Here is a 22,398-nt window from a genome sequence, read left to right as displayed (position 1 = left end):
TACATTAAAGCCAGCTGTTATCTTAATTATCAGCTGGCTTTATATTTATATATTATTGTCTAAGTTCTTTCTCAACTTCTTCAAGTGTAGGAATACTTTCAATTGCGCCATATTGTGTTGCTACTTTAGCAGCTACTAAGTTACTGAATTCGAGGATGTTTTGTCCTTCATTTTCAAAAAGATCAGAAATAGTTGTGGTAGTACTGTTCAATATTCTACTTATTGCTGCGCCTATAAAGGCATCTCCAGCACCGGTTGTATCAATCGCTTTGACTTTGAAACCGTCATGATGAATGCTTGTGCCATCTTTAAGAATGATGCTTGCGCCTTTTGCACCTTGAGTGTAAATAACAGCTTCCACACTTCCTTGGAACAACGACTGTATCGCTCGTTGTTCATCTTGTTCTCCAGTTATAAATTCAATTTCTTCGTCAGAGACTTTTATAATATTAGCTTTAGGGATAAATTCTTGGATGGCTTGTTTACATGCTTCAGCGCTATCCCATAAAGGTAAGCGTACATTAGGGTCAAAGACGATTGTCCCCTCTGCTGCTTTAAATTTCTCAATCATCGTTCTATGTGCTTCTTTCATCTCACTTTCAACTAAATCGACTGAACAGAAGTGCATGATATCATTTTGATTAATTGTTATTTCATCTAAATATGCTGGCTTATACAGCATATCTGCTGAAGGTTTACGATAGAATGAGAAGTCCCGTTGTCCATCTTCTTTTAAACTCACAAATGCAAGAGCAGTATTAGCTATATCTGTGCGTTTAATATATTGTGTCCCTACACCAATTTTATTGAGCGTCTCTACTATAATGTCACCAAACGCGTCATCTCCAAGTTGAGTAACCATTTCAGCGTGTCCACCTAGTTTCTGTACCACACAGGCTACATTCGCTGGTGCACCTCCTACTTGGCGACTAAATTGTTCAACATCTTTTAATTCAGAATTTGTCACATTTGGAATAAAATCGATTAATGCTTCACCTAATGCATATAATGTTCTCATTTAATCCTCACCTTTAAGTTCATATTTTGTAAATTCTAAGTAGACTTGTCCTGATTCAGTTGATGTCTTGATGCCTGTTGAAATGTCATCAAGAAAAATTCTTGAAGTAAGCACGCGTTCTCCATCATTACAAAATATTTCGATACTTGAGGTATCTACAAAAATTTGTAGTTGCTTTAACGGATTATCTAAGGTAGTACGTCTTGTTACATCTTCTACATTATCTGGTAATAAACCACTTTCAGAGCGATCTAACGTGATAGTTTGTTGCTTACTATTGTACGTAATTAAAGTCGAATTTAATTTAGAAGTACGTAATTCAAAATAAAGTTCTGATGCTTCATTTTCCAATATATCAATGATGAGTTCATATTGTTTACCCTCATAAGGTCTTAGTGTAGTTGGAAATTTATTAGCATAGCCTAGTGCTGTTTCTTTATTTCGTCGTAATTTCTCTAGTGCTTTAAGCGGGCGTTGACGTAATTTGCCATCTTCAATAGTTAGTTCTCTTGGTATTGTTAAACAATGTGCCCATCCTTCACTATCAGTAGGATAATTGATTTCAGGTAAGCCCATCCAACCAATTAAAATACGTTTCCCATGTTCATCAGTAAACGTTTGAGGAGCATAGAAATCGAAACCATTATCAAGTTCTACAAATTCACCATGATTGAACTGAAGTGTTTCTAAGTCTAAATTTCCAATTAAATATCCGGATTGATAAATATTTCTAAATTGATCACCTTGCGCGTCAATACCTTGAGGACTAAATAAGATAACGTCTTTATTATCTAATTCGAAGTAATCTGGACATTCCCACATAAAACCAAAATCTTCTAGCTCAGTCTTCAACTCTCCTACTAATGTCCATTCCTCAAGTTGATTGTTCTCGGCTTTATATAGTAAAATTCGACCCAGTTTTTCATTATTCTGTACACCTATAATCGCATAATACTGACCGTCTTTTTGAAATACTTTTGGATCTCGAAAATGACTAGTGTAACCCTCAGGTTGATGATCAATGACTGGCTTGTCCAGTTTTTTAACAGTTCCATCTTCTTCTACTTTCGCTAGCATTTGACTCGCTACTCGATTCCAAGATTCATCTCGATGATTACCGGTATACATATAATATAGTTGTCCTTCATATTCAAAAGCGCTACCACTATAGACGCCATGACTATCATATAGCGTATCTGGCTTTAAGATAGCACCTTGAGGCTCAAAGGTTACTAAATCTTCACTAGTGTAATTAAACCAGTATTTTAAACCGTGAACAGCTCCTAAAGGAAACCACTGATGTGATACATAATATTTGCCCTTAAAATAGATTAATCCGTTTGGATCGTTAAGTAAGCCTGTTTCAGGTTGAATGTGAAATGTCTGACGATACATTGACGTTTCGACTTGTTGCTTTAAAGTATCTAGTTGTGATTGATCTACGTCTTCCAAACGACGATAGCGTTCTTCTCTTGACCACTCAGTCATATTAATCCTCCATTTATAGACAAATTGATATCTTCTTTATCTCTATTTTAGCATTGCGTATGGTATCGGTTCCATATATTTTAAGTAAATACTTCTATTCTTTATATTTCAATCGATAATACCGTTTCTTGAACTACATTTTTTGAGAAAATTAATTCATGTAATTGTTTCATTGCTTGTTTACCAGCTTCAAAGTAATTAAATTTAACTGTTTTAATCGTTGGAGATACCAGTTGTGTCATCGGGTCTCCTCCAAAGCCATATATTTGTGGCATATCAGAACTATCGCCACTTTCAGAACAATACTTATGAATAGCTAACGCAATAGAATCTGTAGCCCCTATAAGAACATCCATTTTAGGTAAATCTTTTAATACTTCGGCTACGTCACGCATCGCCTCTTCATATTGGAACGACGTTTTAAAGAGCCGTGGTTTAATCTTATATGCGTGTAGCCCATCGATAATTCCTTGTTTCCGCTTCACACCTACTGCGATATCGTCTTCACTCACTCCAAAGAAACACGCTTCACGTAGTTGTTGTTGACCAATACGAGTGCCTACGAGTTGACCTGCTTGGTAGTCGTCATGAATGACGCTATGTAATTTATCATGAGCTTGACCTACCAATATAACCGGCACATCTATCTTATCAATAACCTCTAAATGTCGAGCCGTTAAGGTAGTAGCCATTAGCACAATACCGTCTACTTTACTTCTTGAAAATGTTTCAAGTGCCATAATCTCAGCTTGAACATCTAAGCCAGTATAGTTTAATAGCAATTGATATTGATGTTCCTGACATACATCTACAATACCTTTTATCGTTTCATCAACAGCATGTGAATTCATTCTCGGTATGATGGCTCCGATTAAATTCGTATGTTTGGCTCTTAAACTTTGGGCAAATTGATTGGGTTGATAATTATGTTCAGCAATAATACGACTTAATTTTTCTTTAGTATGTGGACTGACTGATCCATCATTTAAGAAGCGGGAGACCGTACTCTTAGACACTCCCGCTAGCTTTGCGATATCTGATATATTTTTCATTAGTTTAATCACCTAAATTAGTAACAATTTAAGATATATTTTATCACATATATAATCACTCAAAGTAAAATTTTGTTATAGTTTTTGAATTTTAAATGAAAAATAATTAATATCTTTTATTTAATTTATTAAGTTCACCGTAGAAGTAAGCTTTTTCTCCATGAACAAGTTGATCTAAACCTCTCTCGTTTTCTTCTTTAGTTATCGCTAATGGTGTACATTTTTGTAATACTTTTCCAATTATCCAAGTTAAAACAATAGTATATAAGACAACCACTACCACTGCACTTAATTGAATTAATACTGTATGTAAATGGCCGTTGTAAACGAAACCATTGATAACATCAGGGTTAACTTCTTTCGATTGAAATACGCCGGTTAAGACTGCTCCTACTACGCCACCAGCTCCATGGATACCAAACGCATCTAATGTATCATTATATTTAAATTTTTCTTTAATCACATTAATTACAATGTAGCAAACGACGCCACCAATCATAGAAATAATATAAGCATTAAAATAATTAACATAACCAGCAGCCGGTGTAATCGCTACTAAACCAGCAAGCACACCTGATAACAATCCAAGTAAACTCAATTTTCTAGTCAAAATATATTCGAGCACTAACCAACTAAAAGCGCCACCACTCGCTGTAATGACAGTATTCACAAATGAAACAAGCGCGATATTGTTGAATGCGTAGGCACTGCCAGTATTAAATCCATACCATCCTATCCATACTAAAATACCACCAATTAAAGTAATTAATAAATTATGCGGTTGGATTTTTTCAGTGTCTTTATTTTTGCCGAGCATTATAGCAAGAATAAGTCCTGATACACCTGAGGTAATATGTACAACTGTTCCTCCGGCATAATCAAGTGCATCTAGTTGTTGAATCCAACCACCACCCCACACCCAATGCGCCACTGGTGAATAAATCAATACCACCCAAACTAAAATAAAAATAATAAATGGGATAAATTTCATACGTTCTGCAATAGAGCCTGAGAGTATTGAAATAGCGATCGTGCAGAACATCATTTGGAATAACATAAACAAAGCGAATGGGATATGCGGGCTTAATTGTTCATTAATACTAAATCCTACATGTTGTAACCCTAAAAATTCAAAATCTCCTATCACTAGATTCCCTGTTCCAAAACTTAATGAGAATCCAACCGTAATCCATACGAAAGTAACGATAATCATTGCTGCCATACTTTGCATTACTGTATTAAGAACGTTCTTCGATTGGACAAGCCCTCCATAAAAAAGACTTAACCCTGGTGTCATAAGCCATACGAGTAAAGTACAAAGAAATAAAAAAATTGTGTCATCCATCTTCATTATTACCACTTCCTTTGAAAATATCATAATGATACATTTCGAAGTTGGCAAAAATACGTATGTCAGTTTTGGAGTTATATGGCATAAATTTTGTTCTTTAAATGGCACAAAGCAGGTAGACAATAAATGTTTACCTGCTTTGTTTTATAACATTTCTCTAATTATTCTATAAATTGAAGTCCTACTTAATCCCGTCATTTGAGCAATTTCTTCACCTGTATATTTATCACTATCATATAGTTGTTTAATATATTGCTTTTGGCTTTTTTTAATTTTTTGAGGTCGTCCTCCTTTCCTACCTTTTTCTCGAGCAGCATTTAAACCATTTGATGTCCTCTCTTGCACTAGAACTTTTTCGGATTCTAGTAGCATTTTGAATACTCTAATAAAGTATTGCCCATATTCATTTTGAGTATTTATATTCAGGTTAAGTACTTCTAAATGGAAGTTTTTCGATATTATTTCGTGGTCTAGGAAGTTTATAAACTGTTTAGGCGTTAAACCTAAAGCTTTCAAATCAGTTATAACTAAAATGTCATTTTCTTTTAATTCTTCTAAGCAACTTTTAAGTTCTATTTGTTCTTTACTATAAACATTTACTTTTTCAGAAAAAACTAAATCACATCCATTGATTAATAAATGAGTTATCTCGTTATCTAAATTTTGATCAGTATAAGGTACACGTGCATATCCTATTTTTCTCATATACTACAGCCCTTTCAAATTACTCATTTTCTCCTATTAGTAAAACATCTCGAGCAGTTTCTATCACTTCAACATTTATTTTATTCAATTCGTTAATTTCCATAATTCGTATAATTTGAGAAAATAACCTTTGTACTAATCTGAAATTACCATTGGTAATTTTTACTACTGTATTAATGGATTCATAATCTTCAAAATCCTCATAACTTAAAGGTAATGAAAGTTCATTCCATCTATATTCTAAAACGTGTTTTAATTCGTCGTTACTTAATTTTTCAAATTGATGACTGAAACCAATGCGAGAATATAATTGAGGATACCTTTATAATCGTTTCTCTATGCCCGGCATACCGATTAATACAACACCAATATCAAGTTGATCATAAATATCTCTAATAATTTCCAATGTTTTATAATTTAACCTATCAACTTCATCAATGATAATTAAATCAATTTCATAATTCCTTGGTTGCAATTTAACAAGTTCTTCTAATCCATTAAACTCCTCTTGCTTTTTCAATGAACGATACCCAATTTTTCCTAATGTTAATTCACTAGCTAGGTTCAATAGTTCTTTATAAATTCTTGAAGGTCTAACTGGAGGTGCTGTGTAAAAAATCGTTTTACAATTTAAAAATTGATCATCGTGTACATTACTTCCTTTATCATCAGCTTTTTGAAATTCAGTAATGATTGGGTTTACATAGTCCCAATTTGCATAATATTGTGCAGAAAATGTTTTACCTACACCAGGATTTCCGTAACAAACTCCCATGTATTTATATTTAGCGCAATTATCGCAAAATTCTTCAAATCGACGATACTGTTTCGTTTCAACAAAAATTTTATTAGTCATTTTTATACCTCTTTAGTTTTGACTTTTTAACTTGTTTAACGTTATTACTTAATTCTTCATTTGATGGTTTAGTGTGATTGAGGTTTTGAACGAGGTGACGTGTCCGAGTAATACTTTTTCCTAATTCTCTTTTCTTATTTGCTCTTAGCCTTTCTATTTCTTTTATACTTATACTTTGGTTTTCTAAGTCACTGCAATATGCAATACTTAAAAATTGATTATTTAAATAAACTCGAATTTCTGAAATATCTTGAGGATCATATCTTATAAAAACTTCTTCTGTTATATAAGCGATGAGATTAGTGGAGAAATATCTTAATCCTTTAAAATAAATACCATCTTTGTGTATTTTTCTAGGTTTAGTTGTAGTTAATAGTAGTAAATCTAATAATTCTCTCGATTCAGGTAATTGGGGGAGAAAGTCTGGTTGATTCCATTTTTGTATTGGTTTTTCTTTTGTTGTTCCATGTTGACGATGATGATACTCATTTAATATAAAGTGTTCAAACTTATTATTAAGGTCTTCCAAAGTAAGATGTTTTCTTGATTTTTTATTTTTGGTATAACCAGGGAGTAATTCAAGAAACATTAAATTAACTGTTTGAAAAAAGCGTTCTATTTTTCCTCTGCCTTTTGGTATACCTATTTTGGAATATATCAGTTCTATTTTGAGATTAGCTGACACTTGTTGCATATGTTCTGAGGTATAGTCTTTGCCGTGGTCAGTATAGAATTTTTCTGGTATCCCACAAATTGGCCAATTTGAATTCCCCTTTTTCCATATTGCTTGTCTTAGAACAAGTGCTGTTCTCTCGGTATCTGGTGTTCCAAACTCTATTCTAAAACCTGCAATTGCTCTGCTATAATCATCTAAAACGATTGTTAGCCAAGGTCTTTCAATTTCATTCTTTTCATTTAATACTTCTATGTCTAACATGGTATGGTCGGCTTGCCAAATTTCATTAGGGCGTTCGCACTCACGTGTGTATATACCATCGTATTTTTCAGCATATTTTTTTGAATTCATATTTGAATAAGCTTTTAAATTTTCAGGTATTCGCTTAATGATATTATAAACTTGATAATAGCTAGGTTCAGAGAGTGCCTTATTGTTACACCACTGTTTTGTTTTACGGTGTATAGAAGCTATAGAAATTCCTCTGTTACTAAAATACTCATTCTGAACAAAGCTGATAGTATCTTCATCTATCTTTATACGATTTCTGTCTTTTCTCGTTTTATCTATAAGACCTGCTAATCCATCATTTTTGTATCTACTAATCCAATTATAAAGTGTGCGATTCGGTACTTTTGCTGATTCACTAACTGCTCTTACTGATTTTAATTTTTTAAAATAAGGTTCAATTATATAATACCTTTCCATAGCTTTTTGACGTTCTTCTTCGGTAAAGTCAGCTAAATTTTTAATCATTTCAGCACCTCCTTTAAAAAAAGGAAGCATACTTTTATGCTCCCTAATTTAATTGTTAATGATACGGCATTAACAACACCCTTTATTATTCTGTTGATCTTTATTTGTATTCTCTTTTTTGCTCTCTTTATTTTCTTCAATCTCCACGGAACAACAAGCTTGTTCTTTAGGTTTTAATTTAGAAATAGCTTTTTTAAATGCGTTTTTTTCCATTTTAACACCTCCTTTAATTGTTATTTAGCAACCACATGATGTATCGCAACATTCTTCTAAATCAATTGCTTCTTCATTTTCATTGATAAATTCAAAGACATCTTTATATGGATTTTTCTGTAATATATTAAATGTTTTTTCACATACAAAGGCTCTTTCTCCACGCTCAAAAATATGATTATCATCATCTTCAATGTGTTTAAATGGTCCTTTGTATATAACAGATTGTCCTTTATCAATACAAGGACCTTCTTTGCCTTTATGAGCTATAACGGTCATACTTCTAAAGTTAATATCTTCTATAGTAGTCCATGTATTTTCGCGTTTATCTATTTCCACACCATAAAATCCTACCTTTTCGAAAGCTTCAACAAAAGATTTTTCTTCAATAGCGCCTGAATAGCAACCACTCCATAATTCTTCGTCTTGTCTCAATTGTTCTGGAACTTCTACGTTAGAAACAATATCTGAGATAACAGCTTTTCCACCATCTTTTAAAACACGATAAATTTCTTTGAAAAGTGCCTCTTTTTCTTCAGTTGAAACTAAGTTTAGAACACAGTTAGATATAACCACGTCTATGCTATTATCTTTTATCATAGTCATTTCGTTTTCTAAGTAATTAATATATTGATTGATAGATTGATAAGTATTTAAATCGCTAGCAGGATGTTCTTGTAAATATTTATCCAATACTTCTAAATCTAATTTTAAATTTTGAATCTTCCCTTTATAAAAACTTACATTGTCATAACCAATTTTTTCAATCATTTGATTCTGATATTTTTTAGCAAGATTTAACATATCATCATTCATATCTACGCCAATAACTTTACCTGTTTCACCAACAATCTGAGAAACTATATAAGGAACTTTACCTCCGCCAGAACCTAAATCCAAAACGGTATCTCCTTCTTTAATCTTACCTAAAGGATCGCCACAACCATAATCTTTTTCTATGATTTCATCAGGTATTATTTTTAAGTATTTCGTATCATACTCTACTGGACAACATAAATTTTCTTCATGATTTTTTGCAGCATTTCCATATCTACTGATTACTGATGCTTCTTGATTCATTAATTTGTCCCCCTTAAATTTAAACAATCATATTAACAATTAATCCGGTAGCAATAGCTACAACTAAAATTGCGATAACAAATGATATTACAAATTTTTTCTTGAATAACTTAGATAGTAATACAACTTCTGGAATACTTGCGCCAGCGCCACCAATGATCAACGCCACAACTGTTCCTAGTGACATACCTTTTGATACTAATGCTTCCGCTATAGGCAACATTGTTTCTGGTCTGATGTACATAGGAATACCGATAACAGAAGCAATCAAGACCGATACAAAACCATCGCCACTTGCATACTTAGCTATAAATTCTTCTGGTATGAATCCATATATGAAGGCGCCAATAAACACACCAATAAATAGATAAGGTAACATTGGGTATAAAAACGCCCACGCATCGTTTAATGCTTGTTTAAAACGAGACCCTGTTTTATTAGCAAAAAATCCGTCTCCTTTAACATTAACTCCTTTATAACTGTCAGCTAAATTCATTTTTGAAAATACTAAACCTGTTAAAATACTAAAAATTGCTAGTACTACAAAATAAACAACAGCAACTTTCCAACCTAATAAAGCCCATAGCATAAACAGCATTAATGGATTCATTAATGGTGAAGCAATCAAGAAACTCATTGCTGGACCAAAAGGTACTTTAGAATTTAATAAACCTGCGAGTATTGGGATCGTCGAACAAGAGCAAAAAGGTGTAATAGCACCAAATACCATTCCCAATATGTAATTAATAGCTTGATTTGGTTTACTCAAAAGTCTTTTAATTTTTTCTTCTGAAACAACTTGTTGAATTAGACTTACAATAAAGCTCACGATTATGAATAGTACTAACAATTCAAAAAACAACATTAAAAATGTTTTTATGAATTCTATAATTGAATCTAACATCAGTATAACGCCTCCGAATTTATTTAATCAACTTTTTTTGATATATTAATCAAAAAAAGTTGATTAATATTATATTAAAAGAAGATACTTATAGTATCTTACAACAAGTATCTTCATTTAAAACTACCTGTATTTGTTGCTCATTAATTTTATAATAGTTCCATGTACCATGCTTTTCAGCAATAAGAATATTTGCATCTACTAATTTTTTCAGATGATAAGAAAGTTTAGATTGTTTTAATTCTAATAATTCTTCCAAATCACATACACACAAAGATTTTGTATCACTTTGACGTATTGAATGCAAAATTTTAAGCCTAATTTTATCAGCAAGTGCATTAAACATCTGTTCATAAAAATCTAATTGTTCTTCCTCAGTTCTGTTAGGATTGGATTTAATAACTTCCATTGAAAGATCACCTCTCTTATATTTAAATATCTCTATTTTTGTTTAAGTTTTTGTATTGCTAGATTAAAATGAGTTTCTGTTATTTTACCATACATATCAGTCTCTCCTTTAAAAAACTCTTTCTTCATATATATTATAGCTTCTTTTAAAGTGACTTCTCTTGATATCATAATTAAATTTAAATAACTAACAAAATAATCAACGGATAGTGTACTTGCATGATTTACTCTCATAAAATAGAACTCCTTTATAAAATACTAAAACAATACATCAACTTTTTTTGATGTATTAACTATAAATTATTATTTTAACTTTTGCAAGATAATGATTTGTGTAATTTAGGGTGTACCCTAACCGGACAATAAAAACCCCTTGTAAAATGCTGTTTCTGTTTGTATGATTAGGGTGTATGAGAAAGGGTGTTAAAAATGATAGTTGGATATGCAAGAGTTTCGACCATTGATCAAAATTTAGATAGGCAAATTGAAAATTTGTACTCTTTTGGTTCTGAGAAAATTTTTACAGAAAAACAATCAGGTAAATCTATAAAAAACAGACCTGTTTTTCAAGAAGTATTAAATTTTTTAAGAATGGGAGATCGTTTGATTGTCGAATCTATTGATAGACTAGGAAGAAATTATGATGAAATAATTCAAACAGTTAATTATTTAAAAGATAAAGAAGTTCAATTAATGATAACGAGTTTACCTATGATGAATGAAGTGATTGGAAATCCACTGCTTGATAAGTTTATGAAAGATTTAATAATTCAAATTTTAGCAATGATTTCAGAACAAGAAAGAAATGAAAGTAAACGTAGACAAGCTCAAGGTATTAAAGTAGCCAAAGAAAAAGGGATATATAAAGGGAGACCTGTTTTGTATTCTCCCAATGCTAAAGACCCACAAAAGCGTTTGGTTTATTACCGAGTTGTTGAATTACTTGAACAAGGTAAATCTATAAGTACTATAGCTAAAGAAGTAGGTATTACACGCCAAACTATATATAGAATTAAAAACAGTAGATAAAAGTATATAGACATAAAGCTATATAGATGGTAATCTATTAAATGTCTAGGAGGTATATTAATGTCTTATAAAGAACTATCAACAATATTAAAAGTTTTATCAGATCCAAGTAGGTTGGAAATACTGGATTTACTATCTTGTGGTGAGTTATGTGCTTGTGATTTGCTAGAGCATTTTCAATTTTCACAACCTACATTAAGCCATCATATGAAGTCACTAGTAGATAACGAGTTAGTTACTACACGAAAAAATGGCAATAAACATATGTATCAACTTAATCATGAATTTTTAGATTATATTAATCAAAACTTAGATATCATTAATACATCTGACCAACGCTGTGCATGTAAAAATATGAAGTCAGGTGAGTGTTAATGACAACTTTAGCAATTGTGATTTTTCTTTTAACTTTAATCTTTGTGATATGGCAACCGAAAGGTTTAGATATTGGTATTACAGCTTTAATTGGAGCTGTAATTGCTATTATTACAGGGGTCGTAAGTTTTTCTGATGTATTAGAAGTAACCGGTATTGTTTGGAATGCAACTTTAACTTTTGTAGCTGTTATTCTTATTTCATTAATATTAGATGAAATTGGTTTTTTTGAATGGTCTGCGATACATATGGTCAAGGCCTCAAACGGTAATGGCTTAAAAATGTTTGTTTTTATCATGCTACTTGGGGCAATTGTAGCAGCATTTTTCGCAAATGATGGTGCAGCTTTAATCTTAACGCCCATTGTATTAGCGATGGTAAGGAATCTAGGGTTTAATAAAAAAGTGATTTTTCCCTTTATTATTGCCAGTGGTTTTATTGCAGATACTACATCACTTCCCTTAATTGTAAGTAATCTAGTTAATATTGTATCTGCAGATTACTTTGATATTGGATTTATTGAGTATTTTAGTCGCATGATTATTCCTAATATATTCTCTCTGATTGCTAGTATCCTCGTTTTATGGTTATATTTCAGAAAATCTATACCTAAAACATTCAATACAGACAATCTTATGGCGCCTAAAGATGTAATTAAAGATCCCAAATTATTTAAGATTTCATGGATTGTATTAGCAATATTACTTGTGGGTTATCTTGTTAGTGAGTTTATTCAAATACCTGTATCAATCATTGCTGGTATTATTGCTTTTATCTTTGTACTATTAGCTCGTAAATCTAAAGCAGTTCATACAAAGCAAGTGATTAAAGGCGCACCGTGGAATATCGTTCTATTTTCTATTGGTATGTACTTAGTTGTATTTGGATTAAAAAATGTAGGTATCACAACAATTTTAGGCGATGTATTATCCAATATTTCAAGTCATGGGTTATTTAGCAGTATCATGGGTATGGGCTTCATATCAGCCTTTTTATCATCAATTATGAATAATATGCCTACAGTTTTAATAGATGCTATTGCTATTGGACAATCTAATGTAGTAGGAACTATTAAAGAAGGTATGGTTTATGCGAACGTCATCGGTTCAGATTTAGGACCGAAAATTACGCCGATTGGTTCTTTAGCAACATTGTTATGGCTACATGTTTTAACGCAAAAAGGCGTAAAGATCTCATGGGGAACATATTTTAAAACTGGAATCATTATTACTATACCAGTACTATTTGTAACACTCTTAGGTTTATACCTTACACTAATCATATTTTAAGAAAAGAGGAATTAATTATGGATAAAAAAACAATTTATTTTATATGTACAGGAAACTCTTGTCGTAGCCAAATGGCTGAAGGGTGGGGAAAGGAAATATTAGGTGAAGATTGGCATGTCTATTCTGCTGGTATTGAAACACATGGTGTTAATCCTAAAGCAATAGAAGCTATGAAAGAAGTAGATATTGATATATCAAACCATACATCAGACTTGATTAATAGTGATATCTTAAAACAATCAGATTTGGTCGTAACGTTATGTAGTGATGCAGACGATAATTGTCCTATCTTACCACCAAACGTCAAAAAAGAGCACTGGGGTTTTGATGATCCAGCAGGTAAAGAGTGGTCAGAATTCCAACGTGTTAGAGATGAAATTGGGAAAAAAATAGTGGAATTCAAAGAAACGCTCGCTTAATGCGAGCGTTTCATTTAAATACAGTCTATGCATTTCATTAATAATGATTTCATTTCTGTATCTTTAATATAATAATATGCCATTTTCCCATCTTTATAAAAATTAAGTACATCGCTTTTGTATAAACTTCGCAAATGATGTGATGTTGAAGCTACACTCATATTTAATGTTATAGATAAATCACATACACAGAGTTCATCTTCTTTAAGCAGAGAAAGTATGATTTTTAATTTATTCTCATCACTTATTTTTAATAAAGTATTAATAAGTTTTTGTGATTTTTCTTCTTTTAAAAAACTTAACGCATTATTAACTTTAGACTCGTGCACACAGAGCACATCACAAGTATTTTCATAACTCATATAAAACCACACCTTATATTAAAATATAAATCCTAAAATTGTTTGAATAGTGTCATTTTCAATAATAATAAATAATCCTAAAGCTATATAAATAATAGCCATAATCCAACGACTAAACTTCTCAATAATTTCTCCGATTCTTGGGATATTAGCTAGTTTTTGTGCAGTAAATACCAAGAAGAAAATTAAAATTAAAAAGACAAACAAAGTGATTAATAAATTAGTAAGACTTAGTGTCACAAAATACGGAACAAATAAACCAATATTATCAGCACCACAACTTGCTATCGTAACGATTGCAACCGTACCAACTAATTTAGATAATCCTTTTTCACTCAGTTCTTTTTTAGCTCTTTTTTCTCCTTCACAATCATCATAAATAGCCACCTTAACCCCAAGATAAATTGGTATTAAACCTAATAAACCTAATATCCACTTTTCTGGAACATAATTTAACACAAAAGCTAAAAACAAACTAACTAATATTAAAATAATAGACCCTAAATACTGACCAATATAAATATCTCTAGATTCTTTTCTAGTCTTTGCTCTAGCAAAAAATATTAATAAAATCACTAATAAATCAACTGCCGTAGCAATATAAAGAATAGTAGCAGTTACAATAGTTTGAATCATAATACACCTCATTCAAATATATATTTGAATGAATTTTAACATAAGATATATAAATTTTGAATACGGCATAATGCCAAATAGAAAAAAATAACTGCCATATAACTCCAAAATTGACAAATACGTAAGATAAAATGACACAATTTGTAACTAAATATAACATCATCATATTGAGACTTGCTAATCTTTTCAATTCTTAAAAATTGATTACTAGCGTCCCAACTGAATTAAATTTATCACATCATTATGCTTTTTGAACTGTAATCGTCCATGAAGCGTCGTCAAGTTGTTCATAGTTTGTAACAGGATAACCTTGTTCAGCTGCCCAGTTAGGAATCGCTTCAGTGGCTTGTGTGCAGTCGAAATCAATTTTTAATTCATCGCCATTATCTAATGACTGCATTTTCTTTTGTGCTTCGATTAATGGGAATGGACATACCATACCTACTGTACCTAATTCATATAACATCTTTATTCCTCCTTAAAATTTAAGTCGTTTGAGGTTGTTGTGATACAGATTGAGTAGATTGTTTTTGTAACTTTTTCATAGGTCTTACAAAAATGAAATAACTCATAAACCAAGTACCTAAAATCATAGATACTAAACCAATCCAACCTTGCCAGCTTAACGCTGCTGTTTCAACTAGACCATTACCAATTGAACAACCACCTGCTACTGAAGCACCGAATCCCATACAGATGCCTCCGATAGCACTGTTACGGATTGTAATTTTGTCTGGTAAACGCCATTTAAATTCTTTAGCACCTCTAGCCGCTATATATGAACCAGCAAATATTCCTAGGATTAAAAATACACCCCAGTCTATAAATTTTAAATCTCCAGTTATTAAAAATTGAATTAAATTCGCAGATGGTGTTGTAATACCTAGACCGCCTTCACGACCTGTTGAATAGCTCATCGGCCAAGCGATTAATGCAATGATTCCCACTGCAATACCAGCTAAAAATGGATGATATCGCTTTTCAAACAAATAGTGTCTTATGCCAGTATATTTCTGTTTAAGTTTAGGCACAGCTACTTTTGGTTTAGGTTTGCGCAATGTACGCACAACTAATGTAATTGTAATAATTAATAAAACTAAGACTAAAATCCACGCTGGAATACCAGTCGTTTGTGACATACTTGCGTTAACATTTGTCGGTGTATTTACCTTTTCCATTAATGGAAGTAAAATACCCGTCTTCGTAACTGCAGCGGATAAAGCATATAAAATTAAGGCTACCCAGCTACCAATAAGGCCTTCGCCAGCTCGGTACCAAGTTCCTGTTGCACATCCTCCAGCTAAAACAATACCGATACCAAAAATAAATGAACCGATAATTGTTCCAATTACTGGAAACGTTTCATGAGCTATTGTTATGACTCCGAAACTCGTTAAAGCTAATAAGCCGATACTTTGAACGGTAATGGCTACTAATAAAGCGTAAAACATTTTATTATTCTTTTGCACATACATATCTCTAAAGCCACCTGTTAAGCAAAAACGTGTACGTTGCATAACAAAGCCTAGTAGTATTCCTACGATAAGTCCGCTAATAATCATCCATGTCAAAAGCAATTCATCCTTTCCCGATTAATTTACTAAGATATTATAATAGAAAGTTACACTTTTGGCAATACAAGACGGTTATTTACGTTAGTGAACATCATTTATTGGTTTGCAAGATCACAAATTATTAATGTATTAGTCTTTTATTTTTATAAAATTATAGTTAGACATAAATAAAGCTCTTTAATCTATGGATGCGATTAAAGAGCCTTACTTATTTCTCTGTCATTTTTGTCGTATTTAATTTGAATAATTTTTCATAAAGAATAGTAGTGATTGAAGTTCAATACCTAAATCGATATGATGAACTTGTACGCTACTTGGCGTTTCAACTCTAGCTGGTGTAAAATTTAAGATACCTTTCACATTTGCTTCTACTAAGTTATCAACTACTTGTTGAGCTACATTTTCAGGAGTAGTGAGGATAACCACACTAATTCCTTTCGATTCGAGAACTTCTTTTAAATTATCCATATCGTGAATCGTTACATCGCCTATTTGAGTTCCAATGATGTTTGAATCAATGTCAAAGGCTTCAGTAATTGTCATTTCATCGTGTATAGAAAAGTTATACGTTAGAAGTGCACGTCCTAAGTTACCAACACCTACGATGCCAATGTAAATATTATCACTGTCACTAAGTTCTGATTTGAAGAATTCTAGTAAGCTATCAATATTATAGCCATAACCTTTTTTACCTAATTCTCCAAAATAAGAAAAGTCTCTTCTAATAGTGGCTGACTCTATATTGAGTGCTTCGCTAATCGTTTTAGAGTTCACTCGATCGATTCCTTTAGACTTCAAAGTATTAACGAATCTATAATATAACGGTAGTCGTTTCAAGGTTGCACGAGGAATCTTAGCATGATTTTGAGCCATTTTTTATGTCCCCCTTTTGTTTGAATTTTTAATCTATGTATCCAAACTAATTAGAGTGCAATTAGTCATTACTGTGAAATCTATATTATGCCCTATAATGAATACTGGAATATTATACCTTAACACTTTTTAAAAATAAATATCTTAGTTTCATGAAAATATGTTATACGGTAAAATATAGAGTAATATACAACGGAAAGTTTAAAATAAAATAATAAATATAGAAAGGTGAAACTTAATGATACTCTTGCAATTAAACGATATTTCGAAATCGTTCGACGGTGAAGATATATTCACACGTGTTAATTTCGAAGTTAAGACCGGAGAACGAATTGGCGTCGTTGGTCGAAATGGTGCCGGCAAGTCTACATTAATGAAAATTATTGCAGGTGTTGAAGATTACGATAGTGGACATATTTCTAAAATTAAAAATCTTAGTATCGGCTATTTAACTCAACAAATGACTTTAAATTCATCAGCTTCAGTTTTTGAAGAAATGTCGAAGCCATTTGAACATATTAAAAAGATGGAAGCTTTAATTAAAGAAGAAACGGATTGGTTAGCAATACATGCTAACGACTATGAAACAGCTGAATATCAACAACACATGGAGCGTTATGAATCTTTATCTAATCAATTTGAACAATTAGATGGTTATCAATACGAAAGTAAGATTAAATCAGTATTACATGGACTTAATTTTACTGAAGAAGATTTTAATAAACCTATCAACGACTTTAGTGGTGGACAAAAAACACGCTTATCTCTTGCACAAATGTTACTAAGCGAACCCGATTTATTACTACTGGATGAACCGACAAACCATTTAGACTTAGAAACGACTCAATGGCTAGAAGATTATTTAAAGTATTTTAATGGCGCAATAGTTATTATTAGTCACGACCGTTATTTCCTAGATAAGATTGTTACTCAAGTATATGACGTCGCATTAGGTGATGTTAAACGCTATGTAGGTAATTATGAACAATTTATAACACAACGTGATAAATACTATGAAAGTCGTATGCAAGAATATGAGAAGCAACAAGAAGAAATTAAACGTCTTGAAACATTTGTTGAAAAAAATATTACACGTGCATCCACAAGTGGTATGGCTAAGAGTCGTCGCAAAACATTAGAAAAAATGGAACGCATTGATAAACCAATGTTAGATGCTAGAAGTGCTAATATTCAATTTGGTTTTGAACGTAATACGGGTAATGATGTCATGCATGTGCGTGACCTAGAAATTGGTTATAGCTCCCCTATTACTCAACCTATTAATTTTGAAGTTTCAAAAGGCGACCATATTGCAATTATCGGACCAAATGGCGTAGGAAAAACGACTTTGATTCAAACGATTGCGAATCGTCAACGTAAATTAGGTGGCGAAGTCACATTTGGGGCTAATTTACAAATTGGTTATTATGATCAAAAACAAGCTGAATTTAAATCAAGTAAGACCATCTTAGATTACGTATGGGATCAATATCCTAATATGAATGAGAAAGATGTGCGTGCGGTACTTGGTCGTTTCTTATTCGTACAAGACGATGTTAAAAAAATTATTAACGATTTATCCGGTGGGGAAAAAGCCCGCTTACAACTAGCCTTACTTATGCTACAAAGAGATAATGTGTTAATCCTTGATGAACCGACGAACCATTTAGATATCGATTCAAAAGAAATGTTAGAACAAGCCTTACAATATTTTGAAGGTACTATTTTATTCGTTTCCCATGACCGTTATTTTATAAATCAATTGTCTAATAAAGTCTTTGATCTCAACAGTGAGGGTGGGAAAATGTATCTAGGCGATTATCAGTATTATATTGAAAAAACAGAAGAAGCAACTGCGTTAAAAGCTTTCGAAGCGGAACGCAATCCAAGTGATACATCATCTTCTCAACCTGATAATGAAAAGTTAAACAATGCCTATGACACTCAAAAACAACAACGTAGAGAACAACGAAAACTAGAACGTCAAATTGAACAGTGTGAAACTAAAATTGAAGAATATGAAGAATATATTTCACAAATTGACGAACTACTCACCCAACCTGAAGTATTTAGTGATCCTGAAAAATCAGCAGAATATGCAAATCAAAAACAAGAGACCGAACAAAAATTAGAACAAATTATGGTCGAATGGGAAGAATTACAAGAAAAGTTATAATACACTTTATCAATCCAATAACTAGGAAAAGTTCACAAACTTTTTCTAGTTATTTTTATTAGATTTCACTCAGAATGTTATAAACAGTAAAAACCTTATAATAACAACTATCCACAAAGTTATCCTAGTTATACACAAGTAATATGTAACTTATTTACATTTCTTTTACACAAAATTTAAGCTATATCCACACTGTTAAACACTGTTTATCCACAACTTATACACTTTCTGTTGATAAGTACACACGTTCCCTATTGACTTAGCCATAGTATTTAGACGTCCTAATTATCTCTATTCTCAATTTTTTCTTCTTTTACCGAAGACAATCGGATTTAAAAAATACGTGGTTTAATAACTAATTTCTTTACAAATAAAGCGCTAAGCTATTATCAATTACTGATAGTTAGCTTAACGCTTTTATTAGATTCCTTTTATTCAATTGTAGCTTCTTCAATATCAATGTTGTTTTGACCATTTAAATCTAATCCTGCTGTAATATCCGCTTCATAGAAGTAATAACCCGCTGCACCAATCATCGCTGCATTATCTGTACAAAGTTTTGGGCTTGGAATAGATAGTTTAATGTCATTTTCTTCACATAACTCAGTTAGACGCTGACGTAAGCCTTTATTACTTGCGACACCACCTGCAACAATTAAGCGTTTTACATCATATTCCTGACACGCTTTAACTGCTTTAGTACTTAATACATCAACGACGCTTTGTTGAAAGCTCGTAGCCACATCTGCTTTAATAATCTCTTCATTTTTTTGACGTTGATTATGCAATTTATTAATAACTGCACTTTTCAAGCCACTAAAACTAAAATCATAGCTATCTTTTTCTAACCAAACTCTTGGAAAATGATACGTGTCATTACCAGTAGCGGCTAATTTATCAATTTCCGGTCCTCCTGGATAAGGTAAATCAATCGTGCGTGCAACTTTATCATAGGCCTCGCCTACTGCGTCATCACGCGTTTCACCAATCACTTCGAAATTCATATGTGATTTCATATAAACTAGTTCAGTATGTCCTCCTGATACAATTAATGCCATTAAAGGAAATGTTAACGGATCTTCAGTGTTATTAGCATAAATATGGCCGGCGATATGATGGACAGGAATGAGCGGTTTATCATAGGCAAAAGCTAACGCCTTCGCAGCATTAATACCGATTAATAATGCTCCAATTAGTCCTGGTCCTTGTGTAACTGCCACCGCATCAATCTCTTCCATCGTCACATTTGCAGCTTCAAGTGCCTCTTCCACAGTTGCTGTGATACCTTCCACGTGATGTCGACTCGCCACTTCTGGAACTACTCCGCCAAAGCGCTTATGACTCTCAATTTGACTTAATATAATATTGGACAGTATCGTTTTACCATTTTCTACAATACTCACACTTGTTTCGTCACAACTTGTTTCTATAGCTAAGATTAGTACGTTCTCATTCATTTAAATTCACCCACATCACTAATGCATCCTCGCCTTCTCCATAATAGTTCTTTCGTTTACCACCAAATTGAAATCCTAGATTGGTATATACATGTTGTGCCACAACGTTAGTGACTCTAACCTCTAAACTCATGACTTCGCATGTATGTCTAGCATAATCCATTACATATTTGAGTAATAATTGCCCTAAGCCATAACCTCTATAATCTTTGCGTATAGCTACCGTAGTAATCTGTGCTTGATCAATCACTATCCATACGCCTAGATAACCGATAATTTCATTTTGGAAAATGATTACAAAATATTTAGCGAAATGATTCTCGTTAAGTTCATGATAAAATGCATCGATTGTCCATGAACTATCATTAAAACTTTCTCGTTCTATATCAAAAACACTTGGCACATCGTCAACTTGCATTGCTCTAATTGTTAATTCTGATTCTGCTGGTTTAACCAATTGCGTTCCGCCTCTGATAATTTAATATAATTTGGTACAAATGAATGAATATTTTCAGGTTGAGTAATAAGCTCTTTCATTACGTGCGCTTGTGGTAGATTGTCAATGATTTGTCCATTAAGCTTATCTGCCAACTTGCTAGCATCTTGCCCAATGAAAATATAAGACTGATTGAGGTCGGCTAGTTTCACATGAAGGTCATTAAGTGACAGATATTGATCTTCTAATATAGTTGTTAATTGACCATCTAAATATTGATAAATGCCTGTGTAAACCGCTTCACGCCGTGCATCAAATATAGGGACTAATAATCTATCGTCTTTATTTTCGATAGTTGCTGCTAAGGCTTTAAGAGAAGATACACCATATAAATCTTTTTCTAAAGCATAGGCTAACGTTTTCGCCGTAGTAACACCAATTCTCACTCCGGTATACGACCCTGGCCCTTTCGCTACTACAATACCATCAATTTCTCTTTTGTTAATATTCACTTGGTCAAACAAACTTTTGATTCCTGGCATAAGTTGGCTTGAATGATCTTGTTTACTATCAGTTGTCAGTTCAGCGAGTACTTCGTCATCTGATGTCAATGCTATAGACATAGGTCGGTTAGACGTATCAATTAATAGTAATTTCATGCTCCACTGCCTCCTTTATTAAATTGTAATGCTTCCCAATAGCTTGAATTTCTATATCACGCGTAGTTTCATTAACGGTTTTTATATTAATCGTTAATTGTTCTTGAGGTAATAAATCTTGGATAAATTGACTCCATTCAATAACTGTAATTGCCTCATCTTCAAAATATTCATCAAATCCTAAATCTTCATCTGAATCTTCGAGACGATAACAGTCCATATGGTGTAGTTTTAATTTACTACCTTTATAAGATTTAATTATATTAAAGGTTGGCGAATTAATATTTCTCTTTACGCCAAGATGCTTTCCTATAAATTGAGTTAAAGTCGTTTTGCCAGCACCTAAGTCACCATTTAATAGAATGACATCTCTAGCGTATAAATGTTGAACTAGTATTTCCGCAAAATGATTCATTTCATCTAAATTTTTAATACGTATCATTAGTCCTACGCTCCTATTCATACTATTTTAAATACAAATTATAGAACTTTATAGTTACAATTAGTCATTTCAATATCAATTTCATTGAAATAGTGATTGATATTAAAATGATTTTATACGAATTTTTAACTTATTAATTGTAACAAAATTTAGTTAAAATTTCT

The 22,398-nt window shown here is 32.3% G+C and carries 25 protein-coding genes and 1 pseudogene; 5 read left to right on the top strand and 21 right to left on the bottom strand.

Going from position 1 to position 22,398, the window contains the following annotated elements; translation table 11 throughout:
* Nucleotides 1-52 precede the first annotated feature (52 nt).
* From HS848_RS11020 to HS848_RS10965, 12 genes and pseudogenes are all read right to left on the bottom strand, one after another.
* Nucleotides 53-1,018, bottom strand: coding sequence for a carbohydrate kinase family protein (locus tag HS848_RS11020; RefSeq protein ID WP_198612364.1), 966 nt, complete (start codon nt 1,016-1,018; stop codon nt 53-55).
* Complete coding sequence (locus tag HS848_RS11015) at nt 1,019-2,506, bottom strand: sucrose-6-phosphate hydrolase (RefSeq protein WP_198612363.1); 1,488 nt, start codon at nt 2,504-2,506, stop codon at nt 1,019-1,021.
* A 101-nt stretch (nt 2,507-2,607) separates the two neighbouring features.
* Nucleotides 2,608-3,558 (bottom strand): LacI family DNA-binding transcriptional regulator, encoded by a 951-nt coding sequence (locus HS848_RS11010; protein WP_198612362.1) that lies wholly within the window; start codon nt 3,556-3,558, stop codon nt 2,608-2,610.
* A gap of 106 nt (nt 3,559-3,664) precedes the next feature.
* Entirely contained in the window at nt 3,665-4,909 is a 1,245-nt protein-coding gene (locus HS848_RS11005; protein WP_198612361.1) for an ammonium transporter, read from the bottom strand.
* Nucleotides 4,910-5,053: 144 nt separating this feature from the next.
* A complete protein-coding gene (locus HS848_RS11000) occupies nt 5,054-5,614 on the bottom strand; it encodes a recombinase family protein (protein ID WP_108016836.1) in 561 nt (186 codons plus the stop codon).
* 19 nt (nt 5,615-5,633) lie between these two features.
* Nucleotides 5,634-6,470, bottom strand: a pseudogene (locus HS848_RS10995) (AAA family ATPase).
* The gene (locus HS848_RS10990) at nt 6,463-7,902 is read right to left on the bottom strand and encodes a Mu transposase C-terminal domain-containing protein (protein WP_232806179.1); all 1,440 of its coding nucleotides are present in this window, start codon (nt 7,900-7,902) and stop codon (nt 6,463-6,465) included. The pseudogene HS848_RS10995 and the gene HS848_RS10990 overlap by 8 nt, the downstream one beginning before the upstream one ends.
* A 69-nt stretch (nt 7,903-7,971) precedes the next feature.
* Nucleotides 7,972-8,115 carry a hypothetical protein gene (locus HS848_RS10985; protein WP_009384753.1) on the bottom strand — a complete coding sequence of 48 codons (144 nt, stop codon included), beginning with the start codon at nt 8,113-8,115 and terminating at the stop codon, nt 7,972-7,974.
* Between the two features lie 24 nt (nt 8,116-8,139).
* Nucleotides 8,140-9,195 (bottom strand): methyltransferase domain-containing protein, encoded by a 1,056-nt coding sequence (locus HS848_RS10980; RefSeq protein ID WP_198612359.1) that lies wholly within the window; start codon nt 9,193-9,195, stop codon nt 8,140-8,142.
* A gap of 19 nt (nt 9,196-9,214) precedes the next feature.
* Nucleotides 9,215-10,099: a permease gene (locus HS848_RS10975; RefSeq protein ID WP_108000248.1), complete on the bottom strand. Its 885-nt coding sequence runs from the start codon at nt 10,097-10,099 to the stop codon at nt 9,215-9,217.
* 88 nt (nt 10,100-10,187) lie between these two features.
* Nucleotides 10,188-10,508 carry an ArsR/SmtB family transcription factor gene (locus tag HS848_RS10970; protein WP_019169165.1) on the bottom strand — a complete coding sequence of 107 codons (321 nt, stop codon included), beginning with the start codon at nt 10,506-10,508 and terminating at the stop codon, nt 10,188-10,190.
* A gap of 32 nt (nt 10,509-10,540) precedes the next feature.
* On the bottom strand, nt 10,541-10,741 hold the full coding sequence (locus HS848_RS10965; protein WP_019169164.1) for a hypothetical protein: 201 nt from the start codon (nt 10,739-10,741) through the stop codon (nt 10,541-10,543).
* Nucleotides 10,742-10,936: 195 nt separating this feature from the next.
* On the opposite strand from HS848_RS10965, the gene HS848_RS10960 reads away from it, so the two are divergent.
* From HS848_RS10960 to arsC, 4 genes are read left to right on the top strand one after another with little or no spacing between them, the layout of a single operon-like run.
* Nucleotides 10,937-11,536: a recombinase family protein gene (locus tag HS848_RS10960; RefSeq protein ID WP_019169163.1), complete on the top strand. Its 600-nt coding sequence runs from the start codon at nt 10,937-10,939 to the stop codon at nt 11,534-11,536.
* Nucleotides 11,537-11,596: 60 nt separating this feature from the next.
* Complete coding sequence (gene arsR / locus HS848_RS10955; protein WP_029379012.1) at nt 11,597-11,911, top strand: As(III)-sensing metalloregulatory transcriptional repressor ArsR; 315 nt, start codon at nt 11,597-11,599, stop codon at nt 11,909-11,911.
* Nucleotides 11,911-13,200, top strand: coding sequence for an arsenite efflux transporter membrane subunit ArsB (arsB, locus tag HS848_RS10950; RefSeq protein WP_198612358.1), 1,290 nt, complete (start codon nt 11,911-11,913; stop codon nt 13,198-13,200). The genes arsR and arsB overlap by 1 nt, the downstream gene beginning before the upstream one ends.
* Before the next feature lie 17 nt (nt 13,201-13,217).
* A complete protein-coding gene (gene arsC, locus HS848_RS10945; protein WP_198612357.1) occupies nt 13,218-13,619 on the top strand; it encodes an arsenate reductase (thioredoxin) in 402 nt (133 codons plus the stop codon).
* Nucleotides 13,620-13,633: 14 nt separating this feature from the next.
* On the opposite strand, the gene HS848_RS10940 is transcribed toward arsC, so the two are convergent.
* The 5 genes from HS848_RS10940 to HS848_RS10920 form a co-directional block, all read right to left on the bottom strand.
* Nucleotides 13,634-13,981: an ArsR/SmtB family transcription factor gene (locus tag HS848_RS10940; protein WP_019168781.1), complete on the bottom strand. Its 348-nt coding sequence runs from the start codon at nt 13,979-13,981 to the stop codon at nt 13,634-13,636.
* 18 nt (nt 13,982-13,999) lie between these two features.
* Entirely contained in the window at nt 14,000-14,617 is a 618-nt protein-coding gene (locus HS848_RS10935; RefSeq protein WP_019168782.1) for a CadD family cadmium resistance transporter, read from the bottom strand.
* 241 nt (nt 14,618-14,858) lie between these two features.
* On the bottom strand, nt 14,859-15,083 hold the full coding sequence (locus HS848_RS10930; protein WP_107508267.1) for a sulfurtransferase TusA family protein: 225 nt from the start codon (nt 15,081-15,083) through the stop codon (nt 14,859-14,861).
* 19 nt (nt 15,084-15,102) lie between these two features.
* Nucleotides 15,103-16,179, bottom strand: a complete 1,077-nt coding sequence (locus tag HS848_RS10925; protein ID WP_198612416.1) for a YeeE/YedE family protein — start codon at nt 16,177-16,179, stop codon at nt 15,103-15,105.
* Between the two features lie 246 nt (nt 16,180-16,425).
* Nucleotides 16,426-17,064 carry a redox-sensing transcriptional repressor Rex gene (locus tag HS848_RS10920; RefSeq protein WP_107508265.1) on the bottom strand — a complete coding sequence of 213 codons (639 nt, stop codon included), beginning with the start codon at nt 17,062-17,064 and terminating at the stop codon, nt 16,426-16,428.
* Between the two features lie 238 nt (nt 17,065-17,302).
* Between HS848_RS10920 and HS848_RS10915 the strand changes: the two genes are divergently transcribed.
* Complete coding sequence (locus HS848_RS10915; RefSeq protein WP_198612356.1) at nt 17,303-19,240, top strand: ABC-F family ATP-binding cassette domain-containing protein; 1,938 nt, start codon at nt 17,303-17,305, stop codon at nt 19,238-19,240.
* 431 nt (nt 19,241-19,671) lie between these two features.
* Here HS848_RS10915 and tsaD read toward each other — a convergent pair whose 3' ends face one another.
* From tsaD to tsaE, 4 genes are read right to left on the bottom strand one after another with little or no spacing between them, the layout of a single operon-like run.
* Entirely contained in the window at nt 19,672-20,697 is a 1,026-nt protein-coding gene (gene tsaD / locus HS848_RS10910) for a tRNA (adenosine(37)-N6)-threonylcarbamoyltransferase complex transferase subunit TsaD (RefSeq protein ID WP_198612355.1), read from the bottom strand.
* Complete coding sequence (rimI, locus tag HS848_RS10905; protein WP_107508262.1) at nt 20,690-21,154, bottom strand: ribosomal protein S18-alanine N-acetyltransferase; 465 nt, start codon at nt 21,152-21,154, stop codon at nt 20,690-20,692. The genes tsaD and rimI overlap by 8 nt, the downstream gene beginning before the upstream one ends.
* A complete protein-coding gene (gene tsaB, locus HS848_RS10900; protein ID WP_198612354.1) occupies nt 21,127-21,792 on the bottom strand; it encodes a tRNA (adenosine(37)-N6)-threonylcarbamoyltransferase complex dimerization subunit type 1 TsaB in 666 nt (221 codons plus the stop codon). The genes rimI and tsaB overlap by 28 nt, the downstream gene beginning before the upstream one ends.
* The gene (gene tsaE, locus HS848_RS10895; RefSeq protein WP_198612353.1) at nt 21,773-22,234 is read right to left on the bottom strand and encodes a tRNA (adenosine(37)-N6)-threonylcarbamoyltransferase complex ATPase subunit type 1 TsaE; all 462 of its coding nucleotides are present in this window, start codon (nt 22,232-22,234) and stop codon (nt 21,773-21,775) included. The genes tsaB and tsaE overlap by 20 nt, the downstream gene beginning before the upstream one ends.
* Between the last annotated feature and the right edge of the window lie 164 nt (nt 22,235-22,398).

It is taken from the genome of Staphylococcus caledonicus (assembly GCF_016238465.1).
GTDB lineage: Bacteria > Bacillota > Bacilli > Staphylococcales > Staphylococcaceae > Staphylococcus > Staphylococcus caledonicus.
Note: the sequence above shows the minus strand (reverse complement) of the source record. Positions and strands in the feature narration are given on the sequence as shown.

What these genes read in the sequence shown, in the direction of transcription:
- HS848_RS11020 (WP_198612364.1), bottom strand. Translation starts at nt 1,018, where the DNA reads ATGAGAACATTATATGCATTAGGTGAAGCATTAATCGATTTTATTCCA.
- HS848_RS11015 (WP_198612363.1), bottom strand. Translation starts at nt 2,506, where the DNA reads ATGACTGAGTGGTCAAGAGAAGAACGCTATCGTCGTTTGGAAGACGTA.
- HS848_RS11010 (WP_198612362.1), bottom strand. Translation starts at nt 3,558, where the DNA reads ATGAAAAATATATCAGATATCGCAAAGCTAGCGGGAGTGTCTAAGAGT.
- HS848_RS11005 (WP_198612361.1), bottom strand. Translation starts at nt 4,909, where the DNA reads ATGAAGATGGATGACACAATTTTTTTATTTCTTTGTACTTTACTCGTA.
- HS848_RS11000 (WP_108016836.1), bottom strand. Translation starts at nt 5,614, where the DNA reads ATGAGAAAAATAGGATATGCACGTGTACCTTATACTGATCAAAATTTA.
- HS848_RS10990 (WP_232806179.1), bottom strand. Translation starts at nt 7,902, where the DNA reads ATGATTAAAAATTTAGCTGACTTTACCGAAGAAGAACGTCAAAAAGCT.
- HS848_RS10985 (WP_009384753.1), bottom strand. Translation starts at nt 8,115, where the DNA reads ATGGAAAAAAACGCATTTAAAAAAGCTATTTCTAAATTAAAACCTAAA.
- HS848_RS10980 (WP_198612359.1), bottom strand. Translation starts at nt 9,195, where the DNA reads ATGAATCAAGAAGCATCAGTAATCAGTAGATATGGAAATGCTGCAAAA.
- HS848_RS10975 (WP_108000248.1), bottom strand. Translation starts at nt 10,099, where the DNA reads ATGTTAGATTCAATTATAGAATTCATAAAAACATTTTTAATGTTGTTT.
- HS848_RS10970 (WP_019169165.1), bottom strand. Translation starts at nt 10,508, where the DNA reads ATGGAAGTTATTAAATCCAATCCTAACAGAACTGAGGAAGAACAATTA.
- HS848_RS10965 (WP_019169164.1), bottom strand. Translation starts at nt 10,741, where the DNA reads ATGAGAGTAAATCATGCAAGTACACTATCCGTTGATTATTTTGTTAGT.
- HS848_RS10960 (WP_019169163.1), top strand. Translation starts at nt 10,937, where the DNA reads ATGATAGTTGGATATGCAAGAGTTTCGACCATTGATCAAAATTTAGAT.
- arsR (WP_029379012.1), top strand. Translation starts at nt 11,597, where the DNA reads ATGTCTTATAAAGAACTATCAACAATATTAAAAGTTTTATCAGATCCA.
- arsB (WP_198612358.1), top strand. Translation starts at nt 11,911, where the DNA reads ATGACAACTTTAGCAATTGTGATTTTTCTTTTAACTTTAATCTTTGTG.
- arsC (WP_198612357.1), top strand. Translation starts at nt 13,218, where the DNA reads ATGGATAAAAAAACAATTTATTTTATATGTACAGGAAACTCTTGTCGT.
- HS848_RS10940 (WP_019168781.1), bottom strand. Translation starts at nt 13,981, where the DNA reads ATGAGTTATGAAAATACTTGTGATGTGCTCTGTGTGCACGAGTCTAAA.
- HS848_RS10935 (WP_019168782.1), bottom strand. Translation starts at nt 14,617, where the DNA reads ATGATTCAAACTATTGTAACTGCTACTATTCTTTATATTGCTACGGCA.
- HS848_RS10930 (WP_107508267.1), bottom strand. Translation starts at nt 15,083, where the DNA reads ATGTTATATGAATTAGGTACAGTAGGTATGGTATGTCCATTCCCATTA.
- HS848_RS10925 (WP_198612416.1), bottom strand. Translation starts at nt 16,179, where the DNA reads ATGATTATTAGCGGACTTATCGTAGGAATACTACTAGGCTTTGTTATG.
- HS848_RS10920 (WP_107508265.1), bottom strand. Translation starts at nt 17,064, where the DNA reads ATGGCTCAAAATCATGCTAAGATTCCTCGTGCAACCTTGAAACGACTA.
- HS848_RS10915 (WP_198612356.1), top strand. Translation starts at nt 17,303, where the DNA reads ATGATACTCTTGCAATTAAACGATATTTCGAAATCGTTCGACGGTGAA.
- tsaD (WP_198612355.1), bottom strand. Translation starts at nt 20,697, where the DNA reads ATGAATGAGAACGTACTAATCTTAGCTATAGAAACAAGTTGTGACGAA.
- tsaB (WP_198612354.1), bottom strand. Translation starts at nt 21,792, where the DNA reads ATGAAATTACTATTAATTGATACGTCTAACCGACCTATGTCTATAGCA.
- tsaE (WP_198612353.1), bottom strand. Translation starts at nt 22,234, where the DNA reads ATGATACGTATTAAAAATTTAGATGAAATGAATCATTTTGCGGAAATA.